The sequence below is a fragment of the Ruegeria arenilitoris genome, from assembly GCF_013030265.1.
Classification (GTDB): domain Bacteria; phylum Pseudomonadota; class Alphaproteobacteria; order Rhodobacterales; family Rhodobacteraceae; genus Ruegeria; species Ruegeria arenilitoris_E.
This window is the reverse complement of the sequence record NZ_WPZQ01000008.1, coordinates 94,993-118,159: the sequence shown is the minus strand read 5'-3', so window position 1 is coordinate 118,159 and position 23,167 is coordinate 94,993. Positions and strand designations below refer to the sequence as shown.

General features: G+C 56.8%; 24 protein-coding genes and 1 riboswitch. Of the genes, 9 read left to right on the top strand and 15 right to left on the bottom strand.

Annotated elements, in window-relative coordinates:
- Window positions 1-19: 19 nt before the first annotated feature.
- Complete coding sequence (locus GOX61_RS15370; protein WP_170335131.1) at window positions 20-1,516, top strand: Do family serine endopeptidase; 1,497 nt, start codon at window positions 20-22, stop codon at window positions 1,514-1,516.
- 231 nt (window positions 1,517-1,747) lie between these two features.
- Here GOX61_RS15370 and GOX61_RS15365 read toward each other — a convergent pair whose 3' ends face one another.
- The 5 genes from GOX61_RS15365 to GOX61_RS15345 form a co-directional block, all read right to left on the bottom strand.
- Complete coding sequence (locus GOX61_RS15365; protein ID WP_155151453.1) at window positions 1,748-2,416, bottom strand: Crp/Fnr family transcriptional regulator; 669 nt, start codon at window positions 2,414-2,416, stop codon at window positions 1,748-1,750.
- Between the two features lie 150 nt (window positions 2,417-2,566).
- Window positions 2,567-3,181 carry an inner membrane-spanning protein YciB gene (locus GOX61_RS15360; RefSeq protein ID WP_155151909.1) on the bottom strand — a complete coding sequence of 205 codons (615 nt, stop codon included), beginning with the start codon at window positions 3,179-3,181 and terminating at the stop codon, window positions 2,567-2,569.
- 16 nt (window positions 3,182-3,197) lie between these two features.
- Window positions 3,198-4,100: an EamA family transporter gene (locus GOX61_RS15355; protein WP_170335129.1), complete on the bottom strand. Its 903-nt coding sequence runs from the start codon at window positions 4,098-4,100 to the stop codon at window positions 3,198-3,200.
- 77 nt (window positions 4,101-4,177) lie between these two features.
- On the bottom strand, window positions 4,178-5,326 hold the full coding sequence (gene ftsY, locus GOX61_RS15350; RefSeq protein WP_170335127.1) for a signal recognition particle-docking protein FtsY: 1,149 nt from the start codon (window positions 5,324-5,326) through the stop codon (window positions 4,178-4,180).
- Window positions 5,327-5,384: 58 nt separating this feature from the next.
- Complete coding sequence (locus tag GOX61_RS15345; RefSeq protein ID WP_170335126.1) at window positions 5,385-6,023, bottom strand: lysoplasmalogenase; 639 nt, start codon at window positions 6,021-6,023, stop codon at window positions 5,385-5,387.
- 154 nt (window positions 6,024-6,177) lie between these two features.
- Here GOX61_RS15345 and GOX61_RS15340 point away from each other — a divergent pair, with 154 nt between their 5' ends.
- Entirely contained in the window at window positions 6,178-6,573 is a 396-nt protein-coding gene (locus tag GOX61_RS15340) for a hypothetical protein (RefSeq protein ID WP_170335123.1), read from the top strand.
- Between the two features lie 72 nt (window positions 6,574-6,645).
- Here the strand turns inward: GOX61_RS15340 and xseA are convergent, their stop codons facing one another.
- A complete protein-coding gene (xseA, locus tag GOX61_RS15335; protein ID WP_170335121.1) occupies window positions 6,646-8,130 on the bottom strand; it encodes an exodeoxyribonuclease VII large subunit in 1,485 nt (494 codons plus the stop codon).
- A 77-nt stretch (window positions 8,131-8,207) separates the two neighbouring features.
- Here xseA and purD point away from each other — a divergent pair, with 77 nt between their 5' ends.
- Window positions 8,208-9,470, top strand: coding sequence for a phosphoribosylamine--glycine ligase (gene purD, locus GOX61_RS15330; RefSeq protein WP_170335120.1), 1,263 nt, complete (start codon window positions 8,208-8,210; stop codon window positions 9,468-9,470).
- A gap of 84 nt (window positions 9,471-9,554) precedes the next feature.
- Here the strand turns inward: purD and GOX61_RS15325 are convergent, their stop codons facing one another.
- Window positions 9,555-10,361, bottom strand: coding sequence for an FG-GAP repeat domain-containing protein (locus GOX61_RS15325; RefSeq protein WP_254436892.1), 807 nt, complete (start codon window positions 10,359-10,361; stop codon window positions 9,555-9,557).
- On the bottom strand, window positions 10,361-10,684 hold the full coding sequence (locus GOX61_RS15320; protein WP_155151432.1) for a 2Fe-2S iron-sulfur cluster-binding protein: 324 nt from the start codon (window positions 10,682-10,684) through the stop codon (window positions 10,361-10,363). The genes GOX61_RS15325 and GOX61_RS15320 overlap by 1 nt, the downstream gene beginning before the upstream one ends.
- A 253-nt stretch (window positions 10,685-10,937) precedes the next feature.
- Here GOX61_RS15320 and GOX61_RS22555 point away from each other — a divergent pair, with 253 nt between their 5' ends.
- The gene (locus GOX61_RS22555; RefSeq protein ID WP_302478302.1) at window positions 10,938-11,072 is read left to right on the top strand and encodes a hypothetical protein; all 135 of its coding nucleotides are present in this window, start codon (window positions 10,938-10,940) and stop codon (window positions 11,070-11,072) included.
- On the opposite strand, the gene GOX61_RS15315 is transcribed toward GOX61_RS22555, so the two are convergent.
- Window positions 11,069-11,653, bottom strand: a complete 585-nt coding sequence (locus GOX61_RS15315) for a carboxymuconolactone decarboxylase family protein (RefSeq protein ID WP_170335118.1) — start codon at window positions 11,651-11,653, stop codon at window positions 11,069-11,071. The two genes, GOX61_RS22555 and GOX61_RS15315, sit on opposite strands and share 4 nt — an antisense overlap.
- A gap of 152 nt (window positions 11,654-11,805) precedes the next feature.
- A complete protein-coding gene (locus tag GOX61_RS15310; RefSeq protein WP_170335116.1) occupies window positions 11,806-12,495 on the bottom strand; it encodes a glutathione S-transferase N-terminal domain-containing protein in 690 nt (229 codons plus the stop codon).
- A 122-nt stretch (window positions 12,496-12,617) separates the two neighbouring features.
- Window positions 12,618-12,695, top strand: a riboswitch (SAM riboswitch).
- Window positions 12,696-12,756: 61 nt separating this feature from the next.
- On the opposite strand from GOX61_RS15310, the gene metZ reads away from it, so the two are divergent.
- Window positions 12,757-13,947, top strand: coding sequence for an O-succinylhomoserine sulfhydrylase (metZ, locus tag GOX61_RS15305; protein WP_170335114.1), 1,191 nt, complete (start codon window positions 12,757-12,759; stop codon window positions 13,945-13,947).
- A 43-nt stretch (window positions 13,948-13,990) separates the two neighbouring features.
- Here the strand turns inward: metZ and GOX61_RS15300 are convergent, their stop codons facing one another.
- Window positions 13,991-14,773, bottom strand: a complete 783-nt coding sequence (locus GOX61_RS15300; RefSeq protein ID WP_170335112.1) for a HalD/BesD family halogenase — start codon at window positions 14,771-14,773, stop codon at window positions 13,991-13,993.
- 277 nt (window positions 14,774-15,050) lie between these two features.
- On the opposite strand from GOX61_RS15300, the gene folE2 reads away from it, so the two are divergent.
- A complete protein-coding gene (gene folE2 / locus GOX61_RS15295) occupies window positions 15,051-16,154 on the top strand; it encodes a GTP cyclohydrolase FolE2 (protein ID WP_170335110.1) in 1,104 nt (367 codons plus the stop codon).
- A gap of 98 nt (window positions 16,155-16,252) precedes the next feature.
- On the opposite strand, the gene GOX61_RS15290 is transcribed toward folE2, so the two are convergent.
- The 3 genes from GOX61_RS15290 to GOX61_RS15280 form a co-directional block, all read right to left on the bottom strand.
- A complete protein-coding gene (locus GOX61_RS15290) occupies window positions 16,253-16,393 on the bottom strand; it encodes a hypothetical protein (protein WP_170335108.1) in 141 nt (46 codons plus the stop codon).
- A 140-nt stretch (window positions 16,394-16,533) separates the two neighbouring features.
- Window positions 16,534-16,872, bottom strand: coding sequence for a hypothetical protein (locus GOX61_RS15285; RefSeq protein ID WP_170335107.1), 339 nt, complete (start codon window positions 16,870-16,872; stop codon window positions 16,534-16,536).
- Between the two features lie 21 nt (window positions 16,873-16,893).
- The gene (locus GOX61_RS15280) at window positions 16,894-17,184 is read right to left on the bottom strand and encodes a hypothetical protein (RefSeq protein WP_170335105.1); all 291 of its coding nucleotides are present in this window, start codon (window positions 17,182-17,184) and stop codon (window positions 16,894-16,896) included.
- Between the two features lie 11 nt (window positions 17,185-17,195).
- On the opposite strand from GOX61_RS15280, the gene GOX61_RS15275 reads away from it, so the two are divergent.
- Together GOX61_RS15275 and GOX61_RS15270 are read left to right on the top strand one after the other, a co-directional pair.
- Window positions 17,196-18,644, top strand: a complete 1,449-nt coding sequence (locus tag GOX61_RS15275) for a TrkH family potassium uptake protein (protein WP_170335103.1) — start codon at window positions 17,196-17,198, stop codon at window positions 18,642-18,644.
- Complete coding sequence (locus GOX61_RS15270) at window positions 18,644-20,218, top strand: thiamine pyrophosphate-binding protein (RefSeq protein WP_170335100.1); 1,575 nt, start codon at window positions 18,644-18,646, stop codon at window positions 20,216-20,218. The genes GOX61_RS15275 and GOX61_RS15270 overlap by 1 nt, the downstream gene beginning before the upstream one ends.
- Before the next feature lie 69 nt (window positions 20,219-20,287).
- On the opposite strand, the gene GOX61_RS15265 is transcribed toward GOX61_RS15270, so the two are convergent.
- A complete protein-coding gene (locus tag GOX61_RS15265; RefSeq protein ID WP_170335099.1) occupies window positions 20,288-22,024 on the bottom strand; it encodes a serine protease in 1,737 nt (578 codons plus the stop codon).
- A 206-nt stretch (window positions 22,025-22,230) separates the two neighbouring features.
- Here GOX61_RS15265 and GOX61_RS15260 point away from each other — a divergent pair, with 206 nt between their 5' ends.
- On the top strand, window positions 22,231-23,160 hold the full coding sequence (locus tag GOX61_RS15260; protein ID WP_155151404.1) for a glycine--tRNA ligase subunit alpha: 930 nt from the start codon (window positions 22,231-22,233) through the stop codon (window positions 23,158-23,160).
- Window positions 23,161-23,167 lie beyond the last annotated feature (7 nt).

Genomic DNA, 23,167 nt, shown 5'->3' with positions numbered 1-23,167 from the left:
ATCGACAAGGAGACCACAGGTGCAGGCAAAAGCACGCAGTATTTCCCTTCGGCGGGATGAGGTTTTTATTAAGATGCGGCTGATGTGGCTGTTGTTTGCCGGAATGCTTCTGGTACTGGCGCAGACTGCGGCGGCACAGGCGCGGGGTGAGAGCCTTGCGCCATTGGCGGAAAAGATCAGCCCGGCGGTGGTCAACATCACGACCTCGACCCTGATCGAGGGTCAGACGGGGCCACAGGGTATCGTGCCCGAAGGCTCTCCGTTCGAAGATTTTTTTCGCGAGTTTCAGGATCGCGGCGGGGAAGATGAAAATCGTCCGCGTCGTAGTAATGCCCTCGGTTCAGGTTTCGTGATCTCAGAAGACGGATACATTGTCACCAACAACCACGTAATTGCTGAAGCGGATGAAATCCTTGTCGAGTTTTTCCCCGGCGATGGTCAGCCCGTAAAGGAACTGCCTGCCAAAGTGATCGGGACAGATGAAAAGACCGATATTGCGTTGCTTAAGGTCGAAGCATCAAGCCCGCTCAAATACGTTCAATTTGGCAACAGTGACACCGCACGTGTGGGTGACTGGGTCATTGCGATGGGCAACCCGCTGGGGCAGGGGTTCTCGGTCTCTGCGGGGATTGTCTCGGCACGTAATCGTGCCTTGAGCGGTTCGTATGACGACTACATCCAGACTGACGCTGCGATCAACCGGGGTAACTCGGGCGGGCCGCTGTTCAATATGGATGGTGAAGTTATCGGTGTGAACACGGCGATTCTGTCTCCTAACGGTGGCTCGATCGGGATCGGATTCTCGATGGCGTCCAACGTTGTTGTCAAAGTCGTGGACCAGCTGCGTGAATTTGGCGAAACCCGCCGCGGTTGGCTGGGGGTTCGCATTCAGGATGTGACCGAAGACATGGCCGAGGCGATGGGGCTGGATGAACCCGGTGGTGCACTGATCAGTGATGTACCGGAAGGCCCTGCCAAAGAAGCCGGACTGCTGGCGGGTGATGTTATTCTCAGCTTTGACGGCGTCGAGGTGAAAGATACACGTGGCCTTGTACGGCAGGTTGGAGAGACCACCGTTGGCAAGTCTGTACGTGTCGTCGTGCACCGTGATGGTGGTACGCAGACCGTACTAGTGACGCTCGGCCGCCGCGAAGATGCGGAACGGGCTGAGAATGGTGAGGACGAGGAAGAATCTGATGCACCGGCAGAAGAAAACACGGATGTGCTTGGTCTGACGATTTCGCCTCTGACAGACACATTGCGCGAGGATCTGAGCCTGGATGCCGAGGCAGAGGGCCTGGTTGTCACCGATGTGGATGAAGCGTCTGAGGCATATGCCAAAGGCCTGCGTGCCGGTGACCTGATCACCGAAGCGGGACAGCAAAAGGTGACTTCGATCGACGACCTTGATGCGCGTATGGAAGAGGCGCGTGAGGCGGGGCGCAAGTCGTTGCTGCTGCTTGTACGTCGCGGTGGTGATCCGCGCTTTGTCGCGCTGAGCCTTCAGCAGGAATAGGCTGGATTGCCTGAGAAACATCAAGGCCGGGGCATCGCCCCGGCCTTTTTTTGATTCTGTGGTGCTGAAAATAAAAGAGCCATATGCCGGGGAGGCATATGGCTCTGGTACAGGGAGAGGCCAGTGGACAGATATCGGGGATGATACGCTGGCCCCCTACGGTAACCATTGTCAAACTAGTCTAAGCTGGAGGCACTGTATGTGAAGCGGATCACACCGAGTCTGATATGGTTAGATGAGGTCAGATTCAGCCAGTTGCCGTAGCGCGTCGAAGTCCTGAATGACCAGGCCGCCGCGCGATGCCTCGACCACGTTGCTGCGTCTCCAGTTCGAGATCGTCTTGGACACGGCCTCGCGTGTGGCCCCGACGAACTCGGCCAGTTCGCTTTGCGACAGGGTAATCCGTTCGCTTGGAGAATCCTGCTGACTGGCCAGATGCAGCAGCTTGCGGGCCAGACGGATCGGCATCGGTAGGAACACTTGCTCGTTCAGCTGTGCACCCATCCACCGCATACGCAGACCGGCCAACCGGATCATATCGACAGCCAGATCGGGCTGTTTGCGAATTTGGTTCATAACATCATCGCGTCTGACCCTTAGGACACGCGATGGAACGGCCGCGGTAATGGTCGCTGTGCGAGGGCCATTGTCGAATAAGGCGATCTCACCAAACACCTCACCCGGTCGCATCAGACTAAGCGCGAGTTTGCGGCCGCTCATGGCCAAAAATGAAACTTCGAGCATGCCTTCGATCAGGGCGTAAAGTGCATCGCCTTCATCCCCTTGCTCAAAAAGCACTTGTCCCTGATCCAGGGTGATCTCGGAGGCTTGGGCTGCGAGCATTTCGCGCAGACCATCGGAAGCTTCAGAAAGAAATCCGCTATTCGGAAAGGCCGTCATTGGTGGCACGGTTCTCTGGTTGTGAGTGGTGGGTGGGCACCAGCCTCACACAGCTTTCGCGCCAAGCCAAGGAGTTTATTCGGCTTTTTGACGTTTCGATCCCGTAAATACTAAGTTTTTCACAGAAAGTTTCTTATTGAGAGACTGCAGTCATTTTTTCTGCGGGCGATCGGGTTCTTCCATGTAGCTCTGCAACATGCTGATCTGGAGCATCAGGAAAACCATTAATGCGATTGGAAAGCCGAAGGTTTCGATTTTAACCCAGAGATCTGTTGAAAGTGTGCGCCAGACCACTTCATTTGCAACGGCCAGTACGGCGAAACAGGCGCACAGGCGACGGGTCAGGATCATCCAGCCCTCATCGCGCATGGGCAGCACCTCATCCAACACATAGGCAAGGTAGGATTTCCCCTGCAATAGCCCAATGCCCATGATGAGGGAGAAGAAGCCATAAACCAGCGTGGTCTTCATCTTGAAGAAACGCTCGTCATTGAACCACGCGGTTAGACCTCCGAAGAAGATGACCATGAAAGCGGTGAAGATCTGCATCCGGCTGAGCTTGCCGGTCAAGAACCAAAGTATTCCCATCGCCGCCAGCATCAGAGGAACGAATATGATGGTCGCGACGATAAAGCCGGAATACTCGGTACCGCCGATCAGAAAGCTGTCGTCCCGCAGGCGCAGGTAGATGAAGAAAAAGGCCAGCGGCGGTCCCAGCTCCAGCACCTGTTTGAGAAACGGGTTGATCTCTTTCTTGCCAGTCATGATTCCGTCCTGCTGCTTATCCGCCCATTTCAACTATTACGGCGCCCAATGCAATCAATGCCATGAGCGCGATGCGCCGTGGTCCCACTGTTTCCTTGAGTGCAAGCCAACCAATCAAGGCCGCAAACACAGTGGATGTCTCACGTAACACCGCCGCTTCACCCACCTTGTCGAGCCGTGTCGCCAGCATAATCGCTCCGAATGACATGGGGGCGATGATCCCGCCTACAAGCCCCCGCAACATCAAAGGACCGATAGCAGGGCGATTGATCATGGCGCGCCATCTGAGGAAGGCATAGATCGGCATTGTTGCCCCGTCGATCATGAAGAACCATGCCAGAAAGGTGAACGGATCGGCAGTGGCGCGGATTCCGTATGCGTCATAGGTGGTGTAAAGCGCCACAAACAGACCGGTTGCGAGGGCCAGCGCGAGCGCAATCCCAAGTGTTTCGCGATTGGTTTCGAGAAAACGGAAGTTATAGGCTGCCAGTCCGAAGATCCCTGACAGCAGGACCGCCACCCCGAGCCATTGAATGCCCGAGAAGATCTCTCCAAACAGCAAATAGGCTCCGATGACAGTAAACAAGGGGCCAGTGCCGCGAACGACGGGGTAGACCACCGTGTATGAACCCTTGGTGTAGGCCATAGCCTGAAGGGTTTTGTAGAAGATGTGGATCAGCCAGACGGTCGCAAAAATAGGCCACATGTAGGGCTCGGGCCATGGGACCACAAAAAAGGCGAAGGGTGCGGCCATCAAACAATATGATGCGTCGATTGCACCGCGCGAAAGCCACGGATCGTGCCGCCCCTTTTGCAGCGCACCGAACACCGCGTGCAGAAAGGCAGCCATAAGGGCAAGGCCAAGGGCCAGTCTGTGGCCTGTCTCAGTCCCCTCAAGTGAAATGAGCCATTCGCTCACAATATGGCCTTTCGCAGGAAAGAGGGGTGGAGGCGATGTGCCTCTGCACCCTTCGAAATGTCAATGATGCTGAGAATTTAGCGTGTTTCGAGACCTGTCAGCGCAGCGGCGAATTCTTCCGGATCAAATGGGGCAAGATCATCGATCTGTTCACCAACGCCAATTGCATGGATCGGCAGGCCGAATTTATCCGCCAGCGCGACAAGGACACCACCTTTGGCCGTCCCGTCCAGTTTGGTCATCACCAGTCCCGATACATCGGCGAGATTGCGGAAGGTTTCGACCTGACTCAGCGCGTTCTGACCGGTTGTCGCGTCTAGAACCAGCAACGTGTTATGAGGCGCAGTTTCATCCTTTTTACGGATGACGCGGACGATCTTGGCCAGTTCCTCCATCAGATCGGCCCTGTTTTGCAGGCGGCCTGCAGTGTCGATCATCAGCAGGTCAGCCCCTTCTTCCTGCGCTTTGGTCAGCGCATCAAAGGCCAGCGACGCAGGATCAGAGCCTTCCGGTGCCGTCAGAACGGGAACACCGGCGCGATCGCCCCAGACCTGCAATTGTTCGACCGCTGCGGCACGGAAGGTATCGCCAGCCGCGATTACGACCTTCTTGCCAGCCGATTTGAACTGACTGGCGAGTTTGCCGATGGTTGTGGTTTTACCAGACCCGTTGACACCGACGACCAAAACAACCTGTGGGCGCTTGGGGTAGATGGGCAATGGCTTTGCCACCGGTTCCATCACGCGGGCCACTTCCTGAGCCAGCAGCTGTTTGATCTCATCGGTCGAGAGTTTACGGCCATAACGCCCCTCGGCCATGTTGGCGGTGACGCGCAAGGCTGTGTCCACGCCCATGTCCGATGCAATCAGCAACTCCTCAAGCTGTTCCAGCATGTCATCGTCCAGCGTACGACGGACCACGGGACGATCATCGCGGTTGAACAGGCGGCCTAAAATACCTTTGGACTGGGTTGCCTCGGGTACTTCCGGGGGAGGAGGAGCAGGTGTCGGGTCAACCGGCTGAGGCGAGGGCGTCTCGACCGGTTGCGGCGCGGGGGCTGGCTCGGGCACTTCCGGAACGGGTTGTGGTTCCGGCTCGGGCTCCGGAATTATTGGATCGGGCGTTGGGGATTCCTCGCCGCCATCTTCTACAATGGCCTCCAGCCCCTGTTCGAGGCGGGATGAAGATTTAAAAAGCCGGTCCTTGAGCTTGGAAAAAAACGCCATTCTGGGTCTCCGCAGGTGTTACCCTCACCTAATGCGGATTTACGCCAGTTGCAAAGGGTCACGAGAAGGCAAAGTAAAAGCCTGCTTGCGCCCCCCAATAGAGCGGCCACACCAGATAGGGTGTCAGCTTCAGGGCCGGGTGATCTTTGGGCAGTAGGAATTTCTCGGTCGCGAGGATCAGATCTGAGGCGATGAAGGCCAGGGCGGCGGGCAGCGCCCATCGCAAAGCACCGGATTCAGGCAGTGCCAGTACTGTCACGCCCATCCCCAGTATGATCGGGATATAGGCCAGAACCGGGATTTTCAGATCTCCGGCACGCGGTGTTAGCAAGGTGGCCATGATGATGCCAAGGATGATCAGCGACCAGAAAATCGCAGGGTGGTCGAAAATCAACTCTGCATTGCTGGCCGGGTGGGTCAAAAACAGGGCGATATAGGCCAGATGGCCTGCTGCAAACGCTCCGATACCTGCCATGAACGTATCATCGGTTTCTCGCGACAGCAGGGCGTCACCAATCGCACAAAGCGCCAACGCAAGGATTAGCAACCATGGGGCCGCGCTCAGCAGGGCAAGAAGCGCGAGCACCGCAACAGATGCGGTTTTTAGCAAGGTTCGCAAACTGCTGGCAGGTTGCACGGTCATCGGCAGGTAGGCCAATGCGCATAGAGCCGCCACCAAAATCAGGATCATTGTCATGTCTTGCCCCCGGAACGTGTCTTTCTTGGGTTTATCTCTCAGTGTCGCCCCGAAGATAAAAATTACTCAATAGTGACGTGGAGTTACCTTGATAAACCTGAAGATCGGTAAAGGGTGAATGGCACATGCGGATCGCTTCTGACAGTATGCGGACATGCTCAAGCGTTTCGTGATTCTTCTGACTTTTTCCGCGCAGGCAGTCTCTGCGCAAGCGCCACTGTCCGGGGCCGAGTTCGATGCCTATACGCAGGGAAAAACTCTGTTTTATGGGTTCGATGGCGTGACCTATGGGGTGGAGCGGTATTTGCCAAACCGCAGGGTGATCTGGTCATTTCTGGACGGCGACTGCAAGGAAGGTGTCTGGTACGAGCGCGAGGAACAGATTTGCTTTGTCTACGAAGACCGGCTGGACCCGCAATGCTGGGTGTTTACCAAGTCGGGGGGCGGCCTGATCGCTCAGTTCGAAGGCGATCCGAATGCGACAGAGCTGTACGAAGCCGATGACATAGGCGAAGAGATGGTCTGCTATGGGCCCGACGTCGGCGTCTGAGCGATAACATCGGGTGGCATGTGACAGATCCGGGCCATGAAAGGTGTATCTGGCCCGGATCGTCGGCAAACATCAAAATAAGGAACCCTGATCAGGTGCGTCTGGTTTGGCCTTCTTCGAGGGGGATTTTGTTGCCCCGCCGGTTTTGAGACGACCATCGGCAAACTCGATTTCCAGTACCGCATGTTTCGATGCCTGAGACTTGGTCGTGACGACATCACCCTCGGCCCGTACGACCGCATATCCACGGTCCAGCGTTGCCTTGTAGCTGAGCGTTTCCCGCAGGCGGTCTGTCGCGTCGAGTTGCTGGCGCAACCGATCCAGCCGCGTTGCCTGTGCCGTATTCAACCTCTCTGTCAGCCGGTTCAGAGAGTCTCGCCGGGTCTCAAGCTCTCGCTGGATCGGGCGCAATGAGAGGCGGGAAGACAGGTTATGCCAGCGGTCGCGGCGCGTTTCGACCAATCCGCGTAGGGTCGAAGGGCGCAGGTGTGCGGATGTATCCAGTAGTTTGACGCGGCGGTTTTGTACCCCGCGTATCAGGGCATTCGGTAAACGCTCCGAAACCTGATCAAGCCGTTGCCGGGGCGTGTCCAGCAGCGTTTCTGCTCTTGGCAACGCACGCGACAGGTCACGCAGGCGCTGTGACCGGCGTTGAACAGCGTCAGTTGCCGCGCGGGACAGGCGTGCGCCCTGTTCTCCGGTCCATGCCAGCAATTCCATGCGGACAGGAACCGCCAGTTCCGCCGCTGCGGTTGGGGTAGGTGCGCGGCGGTCGGAGACAAAGTCGATCAGCGTCGTATCCGTCTCATGCCCCACAGCCGAAATGAGCGGGATTTCTGAGGTGGCTGTCGCCCGGGCCACGACTTCTTCGTTGAAACCCCATAGGTCTTCGATCGAACCGCCGCCACGGGCAACGATGATCAGATCGGGACGGGGCAGGGCGCCCCCGGGTGTGAGTTTGTTGAACCCCTCGATAGCTCGCGCAACTTCGGGGGCACAGTTGGCACCCTGAACAGCGACCGGCCAGATCAGAACTTTTCGCGGGAAACGGTCCCGCAGGCGATGCAGGATGTCGCGGATCACCGCGCCTGAAGGTGAAGTCACCACACCGATGATCTGGGGAAGGTATGGCAGTTGTTTCTTACGCTCGGGCGCGAACAGGCCTTCGGCCTCCAGCTGTTTCTTGCGTTTTTCCAGCAGAGCCATCAGCGCGCCCTGTCCGGCGACGGCAACCTCGTCGACGTTGAGGTTGTATTTCGACTGTGCGCCAAAGGCGGTGAGGCGACCGGTGACGACAACCTCAAGCCCCTCTTCGGGAACAACTGACAGTCCGGCAATCTGGCCTTTCCATGTGGTGCAGGCCAGAACGCTGCGGTCATCTTTGACGTCGTAGTACAGATGCCCGGACCGGGCTTTGAACACGCGGCCGACCTCGCCGCGTACACGGATTCGCCCAAACGAACCTTCGAGGGTCTTTTTTACTTCGCCCGAGATTTCCGAGACGGTATATTCAGGGGTGTTTTGACCCGGAATGGGGTCATCAAGCAGGTCGGACATTTCAGCGCCTTGTTTCGTCAGCCCTCCCAGCTTAGAACGCCGCGCAGGCGAGGCCAAGCAGATCGGAGACGACCCCAATGAATATCCTCATTCTCGGCAGCGGCGGACGCGAGCACAGTCTGGCCTGGGCGGTGATGCAGAACCCCAAATGTGACCGTCTTATCGTGGCACCGGGAAATGCCGGAATAGCTCAGATCGCGGACTGCGCGGCGCTGGATATCGAAAACGGCGGAGCGGTCGTTAGCTTTGCTGAAGAAAATGCGATTGATTTCGTGATTGTCGGCCCCGAGGCCCCGCTGGCAACAGGCGTCGCCGACCGGCTGCGCGAAGCGGGCGTGCTGGTCTTTGGCCCCTCGGCAGAAGCAGCACGGCTGGAGGCCTCGAAAAGTTTCACCAAGGAAATTTGTGACGCATCAGGTGCCCCGACTGCAGCTTATGCGCGCTTCACCGAAGCCGAGCCGGCAAAGGCCTATATTCGCGAGCAGGGCGCACCGATTGTGGTCAAGGCGGATGGTCTTGCCGCCGGCAAAGGCGTGATCGTCGCCATGGATGAACAAACTGCAGTGGACGCCATTGATGACATGTTTGGCGGCGCTTTCGGAGGCGCTGGTGCCGAGGTTGTCATCGAGGAATTCATGGAGGGTGAAGAGGCCTCACTATTCGTTTTGTGTGACGGCGAGGATATCCTGTCGATCGGTACAGCGCAGGACCACAAGCGCGTTGGAGAAGGCGACACCGGTTTGAATACTGGTGGAATGGGTGCCTATTCCCCTGCGCCTGTTCTGAGCGCTGAGATCGAAGCCAAAGCAATGGATCAGATCGTGCGTCCGACCATCGCAGAAATGAAACGTCGTGGAACACCGTTTCAGGGCGTCCTGTACGCAGGGCTGATGATCAAAGACGGACAGCCGAAACTGGTAGAATACAATGTCCGCTTTGGGGATCCGGAATGCCAGGTCCTTATGATGCGTCTGGGGGCGCAGGTGATGGACCTGATGCAGGCTGCTGCGGAAGGTCGTCTGAGCGAGACACAGGTGAATTGGGCAGACGACCATGCCATGACGATCGTGGTGGCGGCAAAGGGATACCCGGGCTCATACGAAAAAGGGACCGTTATCAACGGTCTGGATGCAATGCCTGAAGACAGCAGCAACATGGTGTTCCACGCCGGAACGAAATCTGCCGAGGGCCAGATTCTGGCCTCTGGCGGGCGCGTTCTGAACGTTACAGCGCGTGGAGATACCCTGCAGGAAGCGCGGGATCGGGCTTATGCGATGGTCGATGGGATTGACTGGCCACAAGGGTTCTTCCGTCGCGATATCGGTTGGCGAGCTCTCTGATCTGAGCGCTCCCGCGCCCTGACCTTGCATCAAAGATGCAAGATCAAGGGCCTTGGGCTTAGCAATCCGCTATTGCGGGTTGCTTCAGCGCCCTGACGAACAGCTCAGGACCTGCTTCATGGCCGAGGATGAAAATGGTGCGAGGGTTCTCTGCACCCAACCCTTGTCGAAGCGGACACCGACGATGTTGCGCCAGTCGGAGTCGACAACGACAAGCTCTGGCCCCGCATCACAGTTTCGCAAACCGCCGGTGATGAAGTCTTCGCCAATGCGGTGATTGGTGAGACCCGTCAGGGACGTGACCTCATGCAGATCACCGTCAGCGTAGCGCCAGATGCGAAGGGTTTTGGCCAGGTGCGGGCGGTCTATATAGGCAATCTCAACATGACCATCCCCGTCCAAGTCGGCGGCCCCGATCGGAGCAAGCCAGCGGAACCGGGTGCCGATATGGGGGGTGGCGGCGATCTTATTCCCGTATGAGTCATAGACTGCAAGTTGTGCGCCAGTGTGGACGCTGGATTCGACGACGATAACCTCAGCTAAGCCATCAAAGTTCACATCAGCGATGCGCGGTTCGAGGTCTTCGAAGACGCGATCAAGCGGCAATTTTATGGTTATAACCGAGCGTTTGTAGACTGGCTGGATCAAGAGCCCTTGTGGTGCTGAATTTGTCACCGTGATTTCAAGCGCGCCATACTCGATGTCGTCGCCTAGAACCGCGTGCGCATAGCGTGTAGTTGGCTCGATAAAACGGGCTGAGGTTATTGAGGTTATGGTGTCAGCGGCGGTGGCGAAGCTCGCCCCCGCCAGACACAGATAAAACACCAATAAAGCGCCGCGGACCTGCCGTAGCCTCAGGTGTACGGGCAGGCGCGGCACTTTGGAATGCATCAGATCTGCTTTTCAGGCATCTGTACGACGAGGCCGTCCAGCGCGTCAGTGACCTTGATCTGGCAGGTCAGGCGCGAGCGGGCCGGGTCGGGCTCATAGGCAAAGTCCAGCATGTCTTCTTCCATGTCGTCCTTGGCCGGGATTTTTTCGACCCAGTCGGGGTGGATGTAGACATGGCAGGTCGAGCACGCGCAGGCGCCGCCGCAATCGGCCTCGATGCCGGGGATGTTATTGTCACGGGCACCTTCCATAACGGTCAGGCCGTTGGCGACGTCGACTGTATGTTCGGTACCGCCATGCTCGACATAGGTGATCTTTGCCATTGCGTGCGTCTTCCTCTTTCGCTTGTCGCATTCTTCCTTAGTGAAGGCATTTAGGTCTTTCCAGCCTCATTTGCGACTCGGCATGCCGCGAGTGGACTTTATTGATGCATATTTGCCTTTGTTCATATGCTGATCGCTGGGTTCACGCGGTATCAACGCATGACAAGTCGGGTCGCGCGGGTCTGCTGACCAACCAGTTTGTTTCTATTTGAAGTGTACGTAACGCCGTCGCACAGAGATCTTTGAATGGCCTATGAATACTACGGGTCAGATGCAGCAGGCGCAGTTAGTACCCCATGTGGTCGCGGAAGAGATTGGGAATATCTCAGACAGGCTGGACCTTCTGGTACAAAGGGGTGTGGCGCGAACACCGATCTGCAGCAACTAATCCAGTCGCAACGGTCCCCCGCCCGACGTCAGATTTTCCATGTCCTGCTCGCAGGGAACCCGCGTGGCCTCTACGTATCGGATCAGCAGGTTGAACCATGACACCAGCAAGATGATCTCGCTGGTTTGCTCACGGCCGAAATGCGCGAGCAGCGCGCGCAGCGTTTCATCCCTGGTTCTAAGGTTTTCGGTGATTTCCTCGGCCGCAGCACATACGAGGTTGCCTATCTCATCAAGCCCATCAACCTTCCCGTCCACATGCAGGGCGTCGATTTCAACCTTGCTCATTCCAAGCTGCCTCGCAAAGCCGAGGTTATGGCGGTATTCGTAATAAAGGCCGTATTTTATGGCGATACGCAGATACATGTATTCGCGCAGCGTTGGGTCTATGGTTCCCTGATTGAAAAGCGCGTTAATCAGATCAGTGATGTGTTCGAAACACTGGGGAACATTCGCGAACATTCTCAGATTGTTCAGCGGTGGCAGTTTTTCCAGCCGCTGCAGCACTTCTGAAGGAAGGTCCGCGTCTTTTGGGAGCGGAACCGAGACACTGTCGATTCTGGGTTCAATGGGGCCGGTCATCTGGTGCTCCTGACGGTAAAACGCTGAGGTCAGGCACATTTTAACGCAGATCATCAAGGATCAGGCAACATTGGTGAGACATCGCCGTGATCCGGCAACCCCTACAGTTCCCTGATGCGGGCGTGCTGAGAGGTCGTGACGCACGGAATGATCTATCGCTTGAACAAAACCCCCTGCGATTGTTTGTCCCGATGATCGCCACGCAGATCGGCGTGGAGTGCACGGCCGGCCTGTACTCCGGGGCGGGCGCTTACTGTTTCCAGCCAGCGGGTGAAATGCGGTTTGTCCTCTAGCACCTGCTGCTGGCCCTCCCAAAGGCTGGCCCAGCCCCAGATCGACATGTCGGCAATCGAATAGAAATCTCCGGCGACATATTCGTTTTCGGCCAGTCGGCGATCCAGCACCCCATAGAGTCGGGCAACCTCGGAACGGTAGCGGTCTTTGGGGTAGGGCAGGTCCTGTGGCGGATCCAGCTGAGGTGCGTATTTCAGAAAATGATGTGCCTGACCGGCCATCGGGCCAACGCCGCCCATCTGCCACATCAGCCATTCCTCGACCGCGATGCGGTCGCGTTCGGTCTTGCCGTAAAAACGCCCTGTCTTGCGGGCGAGATACATCAGAATTGCGCCGCTTTCGAACACCGAAACCGGTGCCCCGTCAGGGCCATCCGGATCAACAATGGCGGGCATTCGGTTGTTTGGTGCGATTTTAAGAAAGTCGGGGTCGAACTGATCGCCCTTGCCGATGTTGATCAGATGCGTGGTGTAGGCAAGCTCCATCTCTTCCAATGCGATGGATACTTTCCAGCCATTCGGCGTGGGCCAGAAATACAGATCGATCATGGTGTCTCCTCAGATTGAAAGGATCATGCGGTTTTCTCTGCAATCGGCAAGGGGGAGTTACGAAAGCGTGACAGGGTTGCGGCCGGGCTTGACTGCTAAGGACGCCCGGCGTATTTGCGTCGCAGAAGCTTCGTGGCGATTTGTTACCGGATTGCGGGCCACGCTAAACAACACCGCTAAAAGGTCAGGATGAAAGACCCCTTTCGCTTGGCCGCGTCTGGGGTTTTTTGTTTGCCTCTGCCGGAGGCTGAAAGGAATGAGATGAGCGAGAACTGGAACAAACGCACCCAAGCCGTCCATGGAGGCGTTCGCCGCAGCCAGTACAACGAGGTGAGCGAGGCGATTTTCCTGACGCAGGGTTTTGTCTACGACAATGCTGAACAGGCCGAGGCACGGTTTCTGGAATGTGGCCCGGACGAGTTCATCTATGCCCGTTACGGCAACCCCACTGTTTCAATGTTCGAACAACGCATTGCCGCGCTGGAAGGCGGAGAGGATGCGTTCGCCACGGCATCTGGTATGGCGGCGGTCAATGGTGCACTGACTTCCATGCTGAAGGCGGGCGATCATGTTGTTTCGGCCAAGGCCTTGTTCGGTTCTTGCCTTTATATTCTCGAAAACATCCTGGCCCGCTATGGGGTTGAGGTCACCTTTGTAGATGGCACTGATCTTGAGCAGTGGCAGGCAGCCATTCGTCCGGATACCAAAGCTGTTTTCTTCGAGTCGATGTCGAACCCCACTTTGGAAGTGATTGATATCGCAGCCGTATCCAAGTTGGCGCATGCGGTTGGTGCAACAGTTGTTGTGGACAATGTATTCTCGACGCCCGTGTTCTCCCGCGCGATTGAGCAGGGCGCAGATGTGGTGGTTTATTCCGCAACCAAGCATATTGATGGTCAGGGACGAGCGCTGGGCGGTGTCATTATCGGAACTAAGGAGTTTATCCGCGGAACTGTTGAGCCGTATCTGAAGCATACAGGTGGCGCGCTGAGCCCGTTTAATGCATGGATCATGCTCAAGGGGCTGGAAACCATCGCATTGCGTGTCAACGCCCAGGCTGAGACCGCGCAGCAGATCGCCGAAGCATTGGAAGGCCATCCCGCGCTGGAGCGTACCCTGTACCCGGGGCTCAAGACGCATGCGCAAAATGCTCTGGTCCAGTCGCAGTTGGGCGGTAAGGGCGGCACGGTTTTGTCGCTGGATATCAAGGGCGGAAAATCTGCGGCCTTTGCGTTCCTGAATGCGATGAACATTCCGGTGATTTCGAACAACCTGGGGGATGCCAAATCAATCGCGACGCATCCTGCCACAACCACGCATCAGCGGCTGAGTGATGAGCAGAAAGACGAACTGGGGATCACACCCGGTCTGATCCGTCTTTCGATTGGTCTGGAAGATGCTGGGGATCTTCTGGCTGATATCCAACAAGCGCTGGAAGCTTCTCAGCACTAAATGACAACCCTGCAGCGCTTACCCGCTGCAGGGGGAATTTGCCTCAGGCGCGTCCGTAAAAACCGATCCGCTCGGCTTCGGTAAAGGTGACGCCGGGGTTTTCGTAATAGGAAAAGACAGCGATCACGCGGGCTTTGTCGCCACCAACCGGGGTTACCCGGTGGGCGGTGTTCTTTCCCTTAAACACGTTCAACGTGCCCGGGCTAAGCGTTATGACCTTGCTTTGATCGTCACCACCGCTCAGCAGTTGTGCAACACCGTCATAGTTTGGGTCAGTATCACTGCGCAAATCTGTGCGGTACTCAAAGCCTCCGCCCTGATCCGGGGCTTGCAGCAACATCGTCGTGGTAAATTCCGAGCGGTCGAAATGCCAGTTCAGTGCTTGCCCTTCCTGATACGACATGACGTTCACACGCGCCAGCGGGTCGTCCATCACATGCAGGGCGGGTTTCCCCATCGTCGCGGCCAGAAACTGCGCAAATTCGGGCCATTCATACAAACGCAACAAGGCGGAACCGTCGATCTGATCTGCGCAAAGCGTCCGGTTGGAAGTTTGAAATTCCTGCAGGGCAGGATGGCCCTCGGGCAGATCGGCGATCTTTTTGAAATAGATATTGTGACGACGCTCATGCAGAAACGCTTCGCTCTCGAACCGGGGTGCCATATCGGAAACGGCCTGCGCCGCGATCTGTCTGCGCATCAAGCCGTCAAGATTGAACATACCATCTTGCTCAAGGTCATTGCGGCAGTTTTCGACAAGATTGTTCCACTCAGCACTACCTGGGCGGTCGATGGGAAATCGGTCGAGGTCGAGAATATCGCGCATTGTTATCCCCTTGTTGACAGCGATGCTTATGTTTTCAGAAATGCTAGAATCTGAGCGCGTTCGATACTGTTCCGTTTGCGACAAGGTTAAGTTGCCAGACTTTGGGTATCCACCGATCCTGTCCTTGACTGTTAGTTACGTGGCGCATTCGCTCGGAAAGTGACGATTTTGCTCTACTCTTTATTGATCCGGCCTGCTAATCCGCGCGTACAAGGCTAGACTGGAAAAACAACTGCAGTCGTATATATTCCGGCGACCAACCGAGGAACCGCAGCCTATGAATATTCACTCGCGCGACATTGACGAGACACCTGATCGTGACGAAGCAGCCGCTGCACTTAAGGTGCTGCGCCAATGGGCGCAGTCTGCATCTGCCGCTGAGATCAGTCAGCTTGATCCGGCCGTGTCGCGTCTGGTGCCCGGCTTGGCGCCGGTGAACTATCCTTCGCTATCGCGTGAATATCCCGAGGGCTTTCAAATCTCCGAAGCTTACCGGGATACACTGCCGGACCTGCAGAATGGTCCGTCCAGCTTGATCCGTGGGGCCAAGCAGCAGATTCAGCATGTCGGTATTTCCAACTTCCGACTGCCGATCCGTTTTCACCGTAAGCATGGTGAAGATCTGACGCTTGAGACCTCGATTACCGGCACTGTGAGTCTGGAGGCTGAGAAGAAGGGCATCAACATGTCCCGGATCATGCGTTCATTCTACAAACATGCCGAACGCACTTTCAGCTTTGAGGTTATGGAAGCGGCGCTGAGCGACTACATGACTGATCTGGACAGTTTTGATGCTCGGATTCAGATGCGCTTTTCCTATCCTGACCGGGTGAAAAGCCTGCGATCCGGGCTGGAAGGCTATCAGTATTACGATATCGCGCTGGAACTGGTTGAACAGAACGGTGTGCGCCAGAAGATCATGCATCTGGACTATGTTTATTCGTCAACCTGCCCATGTTCGTTGGAACTTAGTGAGCATGCACGTTCGATGCGCGGCCAATTGGCGACGCCGCATTCGCAGCGATCGGTTGCACGTATATCGGTTGTGGTAGATTGCGACGCTGATTGTCTATGGTTTGAAGACCTGATCGCATTGTGCCGTCGTGCCGTACCAACCGAAACTCAGGTCATGGTCAAGCGTGAGGACGAGCAGGCCTTTGCCGAGCTGAACGCCGCCAATCCGATCTTTGTCGAAGATGCCGCGCGTCTTTTCTGTGCCGAACTGCTAGCCGATCATCATGTCGGGGATTTCCGGGTAATCGCAAGCCATCAGGAAAGTCTGCATAGCCACGACGCTGTTTCGATCCTGACAGAGGGTCCAACTTTTGCCTCTGCAAGTCTGGACCCAAGGCTGTTCACCACCCTGTTCCATGTTGGGTGATTGCGCGTACCAGCGGATCAATTGGGCACCATATCTCCAAATCGGCGCTTTATTGCCGCATTGCAGCGAATAATGCTGCAATTGCGATGTGCTTCGGGTTAGGCTGCTGCTGAATGCAGCTGCGGCATGCCAGCGCCTGATATGGTGTGCTGCCCCGAAAGGAAGCCGAGACGTGCGACGCCTTGGACTGCAATACCAAAGTCACCGCCCGAGAAATCGGAGCGGGCAGGGCGCCTCACACTCTTTTCCTGGCTGCATGGCATTCACAGGAGAAATAAGTAATGAACCCGATTACCCAGCAGCTTGAGTTTCAAGCCGCAGCCTTTCGGTTGGCCGGATATGCAATGGCCAACCAGATGAAAATCATGCAGATCATGGCTCACTCGGCCTTTGAAATCCCGATGGCTCCGATTAATGCCCTGCACGAAGCAGCTTCGGCACCGACGCCTGCGCCAAAGCGTGCCAAGCCAGCAGCAAGGAAAGCGGTTAAACCGGTTGCCACTGCCAATCCCGCGAAACCAGTCGTACCCAAGGCGAAAGCTGCTGAGGTCACTGTTACGGAAGCAGGAACGATCGCTAAGCCGCAACCTAAACCGCGCGTACGGACGAAACCGCCAGCAAAACCACGCGCAACGGGCGGACGTGCTGCAGCAAGGCCCGCTGCCAGAGCAAACACAGCATCCAAAGCTGCTTCGGTCCAAGAGAAACCCGCTGCCAACGCGCCGAAACCTGCGGTGGTTCAGGCAACGAGCGCTCCGAAACCCGAGGTCACGCCAAAGCCTGTCACAGAAACACCTGCGGTCGAGCCAAAACCAAAGGTCGCCAAACCAGCCGCTAGAACGCGCAGAACCCCAACTACCACACCCAAACAAGCCGCAAAGGCGCCTGCCGTGGCGACAACGTCTACGGTCAAGACTGCTACCCGAAAGACCCGTGCGCCTTCAAAACCGCCGGTGATGCCGGGGACATCTGACAAAAGCGACGAGTAATCCCCGATCATCTGCTTGACATGATCGGGAAGGCGGGCCAACGCTGCCCGTCATGATGGACCTTCGCCCGGTTGGATATGTGATTGGCCTGCTGGTCGCCATTCTTGGGGCGACCATGCTGCTACCTATGCTCGCGGACCTGATCGAGGGCCGTGGCGAATGGCATGTATTCTTTGAAAGTGCGGTTATTACCCTGCTGACAGGTACTGTGCTTGCCATCAGTTGTTCCAACGGCGTGGGCGAAGGTCTGACGATCCGTCAGACCTTTTTGCTGACCTCGGGCGTTTGGGTGGCATTGCCAGTGTTCGGCTCGATCCCTTTCATATTCGGCGAAACTGAGCTGAGGTTCGTTGACGCCTATTTTGAGGCAATGTCGGGTCTGACCACAACCGGCTCAACCGTCATTTCCGGGCTGGATAGCCTACCGCGCGGATTGTTGTTGTGGCGCGGAATCCTGCAGTGGTTGGGCGGTATCGGGATCATCGTTGTCGCCATGGTTTTTCTGCCCGAGCTTCGGGTGGGTGGAATGCAGATCTTCCGCTCGGAAGGGTTCGAAACCATGGGGAAAATCCTGCCACGTGCGCAGGAGATCGCTGGTCAGATATCGATGATCTACGTTTTTCTGACCTTTGTTTGCGTGCTGGTTTATGCCGGTCTGGGGATGAGCTTTTTCGATGCACTGGTGCACGCGTTCACAACCGTTTCGACGGGTGGGTTTTCCAATTACGATGCCTCGTTCGGGACTTTTTCTGGCCCCGCTGAATACGCTGCTTCGATCTTTATGATCCTGGCTGCATTGCCTTTTGTTCGCTATGTGCAATTCGCTAATGGCAACACCAACTCCCTCTGGCAGGACAGCCAGATACGTGCCTTTCTGGCGACGATTGTCGTTCTCGTCGTGATCATGTCAGTGTTCCTGACATCGGTCTTCCCGCACCATTGGGAACAGGCTTTCCGAGAATCCTTGTTCAATATCACCTCGATCATCTCGGGGACCGGATATGCCAGTGTCGATTATATGGGATGGGGCAGCTTTCCGATCATGCTGTTCTTTCTGATCGGATTGATCGGTGGATGTGCGGGATCGACCGCCTGTTCCATCAAGGTCTTCCGGTATCAGTTGCTGTTTGCTTCGATCAAAACGCAGATCCGCAGAATCCGTTCGCCACATGGTGTTTTTCTGCCCCAGTATGATGGTCGTACAATCGGGCCTGACGTTCTGACCTCAGTCATGAGCTTCTTTATGTTCTTCGCGCTATCGATGGGCATCCTGTCCTGGGCATTGGCGCTGACGGGACTGGATTTCATTACATCGGTATCTGGCGCTGCGACTGCTTTGGCCAATGTGGGGCCGGGTCTGGGTGATCAGATTGGTCCGGCAGGCAACTTTGCCAATCTCAATGACACTGCAAAGTGGCTGCTGACAATCGGAATGCTGGTAGGCCGTCTTGAGCTGCTGGCCGTTTATGCAATCTTTACCGTTCAATTCTGGAGAGGCTGATGAAAAGACCCCTTGGTGCGCAAATCTCGCACATGCTGAAGGATCGCGGCGTTGATGTGATCTTTGGCATTCCCGGTGTGCACAATCAGGAAATGTATCGCGGTATCGAGGAGGCTGGGATTACGCATGTTCTTGCGCGGCACGAACAGGGTGCGGGGTTCATGGCAGATGGATATGCCCGGGCGACAGGCAAGCCCGGCGTGGCTTATGTGATCACCGGACCCGGATTGTGCAACACGATGACACCGATGGGGCAGGCCTATACTGACTCTGTTCCTGTGTTGGTCCTGTCTTCATGTCTGGACGAAACGCAGGCGCAGCGCGGGCAGTTGCACCAGATGAAGGATCAGCGCGCGGCTGCGGAAACCGTAACTGACTGGTCCGTTCAGGCGAACGATGCCCAATCCGCCTATGGTCTGATCGAACGCGCCTTTGAAGAGTTCGAACTTTGTCGCCCTCGGCCCAAACACATTCAGGTGCCTATTGTGCAGTTGGAAGCAAGCGCTGATCCTGCCCCATTCCCGAACCAACCCGCGCTGCGCACCAAGGCGTCACCACCGGACATCTCGTCTGTCATGTCGCTGCTGAACATCGCAAAGCGACCATTGTTTATTCTGGGCGGTGGCTGTCGTTCCAACCTGTGGCGTCAGATCTTGAACCAGCTTGGCGCTGCATGTTTCACCACCTATGCCGGGCGGGGTCTGGTGGGCACCGGCTATGCGTTGGATTTTGGTGCAATGCTGCCGCGCCCGGGGAGCGCTGACGTGATTGCGTCGGCAGATCTTGTGATCGCTGTCGGTGCAGAACTGGGTGAAGTCGACTTGTGGCGTCGTGACCTTGGCCACACTGCTAATCTGGTACGTGTCGATCTGGATCCCGAGGTGTTGTCGGATCATCACCGTGCATCTGTCAAATTGCAGGTCGATGGTGAAACCTTTGCTCACGCATTGTGGGCAGCTACCGAAAACGCGAAACCTGCCACAGGCTGGACCCACGAGGAAGTGGCTGTGGCCCGCGCGCGGTGGCGGTCAGAGGTTGATGCCGAACGGCCCGGCATTGTGCCGGTCGCAGATGCGCTGCGCGAGGCGATGCCTGCCGAGACCATGATCTATTCGGACATGACCCAGTTTGCCTATGTTGCCAAAGAGATTTGGGATGTATCACTTCCCTATCACTGGCATCACCCAACCGGGTTTGGGACGCTGGGCTATGCGCTGCCCGCTGGTATTGGCGGAGCGGTGGCCCGCCGTGGCAAACCGACAGCCGTAATCGCGGGTGACTATGGGTTCCAGTACACCATGCAGGAACTGGGTGCCGCAGTTGAGTTGGGCTTATCTTTGCCCATCATCCTTTGGGACAATGGCAAGCTGAAAGAGATCGAAGACAGCATGGTGCGGGGTCAGATCGCCCCGAATGCGGTCGTCGCGCGCAATCCTGACTTCTGCCGACTGGCCGAGGCATATGGCGCACGATCTGCCAATCCTAATAGTCTTGAAGAAATGCAAGCAGCTGTCCGCGCGGCTTTTGAGGCGCCGGTGCCCACCCTTATTCGGGTGACGCCAGACGTGCTTTGAACATCTCCGAAAAAGAAACGGCGCCGCAATCACTTGCGGCGCCGTTTTTTGTTGGGAGTCGCTAACTGCTTAATCCCAGCAGTGAACCAGTACGGTCATACCAGTGGCGCGACGGCTCAGTTCGTTCGGCGAAATCTGTGCTGTTTCCTGTCCTGACTGACCCGAGACACCTGCCTTGGTCAGAACCTCGTTCAGACGATCTGCTCCGGCCGCCAGGCTAACCGTGTCGGGCAGGGTACGACCTTCCGAAGCGGTAGGCAGTAGCATGCCGACAACATTGCCGCTGCCGTCAAACACTGGCCCGCCAGCATCGCCGGGCTGAGCAACCAGAGACAGGCGTTTCACGCCTTCCTCACCATTCAGGCCCCGGATATCGGCAACCTGTCCGTATGTCAGCGTCGGGGCGCCCAGCGCACCTTCGTACGAATACCCTGAAACAGCGACCTCGGACTGAATGCGAGGCTGGCTGGCACTGAATTCTGCGACACTCATCGGGGCGAGTGCCCGAATGGGGCGCAGAACCGAAATGCCAAGATCGGCATCTGTCCAGGCCACCTGCAGCTCCTGATCGCCGTCCAGTGTTACACGGGTGCAGCTGTTGGCAGCTTCGGCAACGGTCAGAACGGCACCATTCGCGTCAGCAAAAAAGCCCGAGCGGGACAGGCGAGGCTTGCGAATTTGCAAACCTGAAACAAGATCGATGCGCTGCTCGGCATCCGCTCCGGCGCTGGCATCCAACACGGCATCGGTGGTGCTCAGGCTGGACCTCATGGCTGCCAGAACGCGTGCACGGCGGGCTTCGTCCCCCTCGGGCCAAACCAGTGTAAAGCCTTTGATTTTACCGTCTTTCAGTGCGGCCTGAGTGTACGAGACAATACCGTTTCCGCGCCCTTCCAGGGTGAAGCTGTCACCACGCAGCTCGCGAGGGCCATCCAGCGGCACGATCTTCAGGGACTGCATAACCTCATAAAGCGCGCGCAATGTCGATTTGCTGCCTTCCTGGCTGATCAACAGTGCCTGTGCGTTGAAATCGCTGGTTGGTTTGAAGTGAACAAAAGGTGCTTCATACCGATCGAAGGCAACCAAGCCCAATGGCAGATCCAATTCGATGCCTGCTTGAGTATCAGAGTGGCGCTCCATACCAGCGCTGATCAACGGAGCGTTGTAATCATCCATCAGCGTCTTGCGCTGCAATGTCGTCAGAACGCCAGTCGGCTCATAGCCGTTGAAGCGCTGCCAATCCCCCATGGAGCGGCGCGTTCCTTGTCCAAATGCACCGTCGATTGTGGAGTTGTAGAAGCCTGCAGCCTGCAGGGCGGTCTGAAGATCCTTGCGTTCTTGCGCAGTCAGCAGCCGCTCACCCTGCAGAGCCTCAGATCGGGTTTCGTCTGATTCCTGTGACAATGCGGCCTGAGGTTGCTCAGGCTGAGTTTCAGGTTGAACGGGTGCCGTAATCGCCCCTCGGTCCAGGATGTTGGCACCGATCGGCCAGAACTGTTGTCCCAGCGAATTGGAAAATGCGATGAAGCTGTCAGCAGGGATCTGACCTTCGGCCCGGTAAACGCGCAAAACCTGTTCGGCGTCGTCACGCAGATAGGGCCCGATTACAATCGCATACCAGCCACTGTTCAGGCGAAAGCCGTTCACGTCGGGCAGGGTGCTGGAATACGCTTGTGCGCGATCCTGCGCCTCGCGCAGCGAGGGTTGCGCCTCGACCTGGACCCAGACGCCCTGATCCTGTTGCGCGAAAGCAGCCCGAAGGCCGAAGAGAAAAAGAAATAGAAATGCCGTTAATGCGCGTGTCATTTTCTGCCCGTGTTATGCAGTGTTTTATCTTTGGCGCAGATTACGCGATTTAATGTGCCGAACGCCATGGTTGGAATACGGGGAATTTCTGGTGTGGCCGCGCAGTGACAGCATCGTGCCATTGGCCCGTTGACGCCCCTTGGCCCCTTGCATAGGAAGGGCAAAACCGACCGGAACCGGGCGCCGACGCGTCCAAAGGGAATGTCATGACCGATACGTCCAGCGCACCACGTTCATTTCAGGAGATTATCCTGCGGCTTCAGACCTATTGGGCGTCGAAGGGTTGCGCGATCCTGCAGCCTTATGACATGGAAGTTGGTGCTGGTACGTTCCACCCGGCGACGACACTGCGTGCTTTGGGCTCAAAAGCATGGGCAGCAGCCTATGTTCAGCCATCACGCCGCCCGACGGATGGGCGCTATGGCGAAAACCCGAACCGGTTGCAGCACTACTACCAGTATCAGGTGCTGATCAAACCCAGCCCGCCAGACCTTCAGGAATTGTATCTGGGTTCGTTGCAGGCCATCGGCATCGATATGGAGCTGCACGATATCCGCTTTGTCGAGGATGACTGGGAAAGCCCGACATTGGGTGCCTGGGGCCTGGGCTGGGAGGTTTGGTGTGACGGGATGGAAGTCAGCCAGTTTACCTATTTCCAGCAGGTTGGCGGCCATGATTGTGCACCTGTTTCCGGTGAACTGACCTATGGTCTCGAGCGTCTGGCGATGTATGTGCTGGGTATCGATCATGTAATGGACATGCCATTCAATGATCCGCAATCGCCCAGCCCGCTGACCTATGGCGACATCTTCAAGCAGACCGAAGAGGAATACGCCCGCTGGAACTTTGACGTGGCCAACACCGAGGTTCTGTTGCGTCACTTCGAAGAAGCTGAAGCCGAGTGTGCGGCCATCCTGGCGCAAGAGCATGACGATCCCAAGACCGGCAAACGCATCATCATGGCGCATCCCGCCTATGACCAGTGCATCAAGGCGAGCCATATCTTCAACCTGCTGGACGCGCGCGGAGTGATCTCGGTGACCGAGCGGCAGGCTTATATCGGGCGCGTCCGCGCACTGGCCAAGCAATGCGCGGATGCGTTTGTTCAGACAGAGGCCGCTGGGCACGTGGCCTGATGGGCCA

Bases quoted from the DNA above. Each gene is read 5' to 3' on its own strand.
- xseA (WP_170335121.1), bottom strand. From the start codon at position 8,130: ATGTCCGACCTGCTTGATGACCCCATTCCGGGTCAAAACACCCCTGAA.
- GOX61_RS15260 (WP_155151404.1), top strand. From the start codon at position 22,231: ATGACCGATACGTCCAGCGCACCACGTTCATTTCAGGAGATTATCCTG.
- ftsY (WP_170335127.1), bottom strand. From the start codon at position 5,326: ATGGCGTTTTTTTCCAAGCTCAAGGACCGGCTTTTTAAATCTTCATCC.
- GOX61_RS15340 (WP_170335123.1), top strand. From the start codon at position 6,178: ATGCTCAAGCGTTTCGTGATTCTTCTGACTTTTTCCGCGCAGGCAGTC.
- GOX61_RS15360 (WP_155151909.1), bottom strand. From the start codon at position 3,181: ATGACTGGCAAGAAAGAGATCAACCCGTTTCTCAAACAGGTGCTGGAG.
- metZ (WP_170335114.1), top strand. From the start codon at position 12,757: ATGAGCGAGAACTGGAACAAACGCACCCAAGCCGTCCATGGAGGCGTT.
- folE2 (WP_170335110.1), top strand. From the start codon at position 15,051: ATGAATATTCACTCGCGCGACATTGACGAGACACCTGATCGTGACGAA.
- GOX61_RS15365 (WP_155151453.1), bottom strand. From the start codon at position 2,416: ATGACGGCCTTTCCGAATAGCGGATTTCTTTCTGAAGCTTCCGATGGT.
- GOX61_RS15310 (WP_170335116.1), bottom strand. From the start codon at position 12,495: ATGATCGATCTGTATTTCTGGCCCACGCCGAATGGCTGGAAAGTATCC.
- GOX61_RS15270 (WP_170335100.1), top strand. From the start codon at position 18,644: ATGAAAAGACCCCTTGGTGCGCAAATCTCGCACATGCTGAAGGATCGC.
- GOX61_RS15300 (WP_170335112.1), bottom strand. From the start codon at position 14,773: ATGCGCGATATTCTCGACCTCGACCGATTTCCCATCGACCGCCCAGGT.
- GOX61_RS22555 (WP_302478302.1), top strand. From the start codon at position 10,938: ATGAATACTACGGGTCAGATGCAGCAGGCGCAGTTAGTACCCCATGTG.
- GOX61_RS15325 (WP_254436892.1), bottom strand. From the start codon at position 10,361: ATGCATTCCAAAGTGCCGCGCCTGCCCGTACACCTGAGGCTACGGCAG.
- GOX61_RS15265 (WP_170335099.1), bottom strand. From the start codon at position 22,024: ATGACACGCGCATTAACGGCATTTCTATTTCTTTTTCTCTTCGGCCTT.
- GOX61_RS15275 (WP_170335103.1), top strand. From the start codon at position 17,196: ATGATGGACCTTCGCCCGGTTGGATATGTGATTGGCCTGCTGGTCGCC.
- purD (WP_170335120.1), top strand. From the start codon at position 8,208: ATGAATATCCTCATTCTCGGCAGCGGCGGACGCGAGCACAGTCTGGCC.
- GOX61_RS15345 (WP_170335126.1), bottom strand. From the start codon at position 6,023: ATGACAATGATCCTGATTTTGGTGGCGGCTCTATGCGCATTGGCCTAC.
- GOX61_RS15320 (WP_155151432.1), bottom strand. From the start codon at position 10,684: ATGGCAAAGATCACCTATGTCGAGCATGGCGGTACCGAACATACAGTC.
- GOX61_RS15315 (WP_170335118.1), bottom strand. From the start codon at position 11,653: ATGACCGGCCCCATTGAACCCAGAATCGACAGTGTCTCGGTTCCGCTC.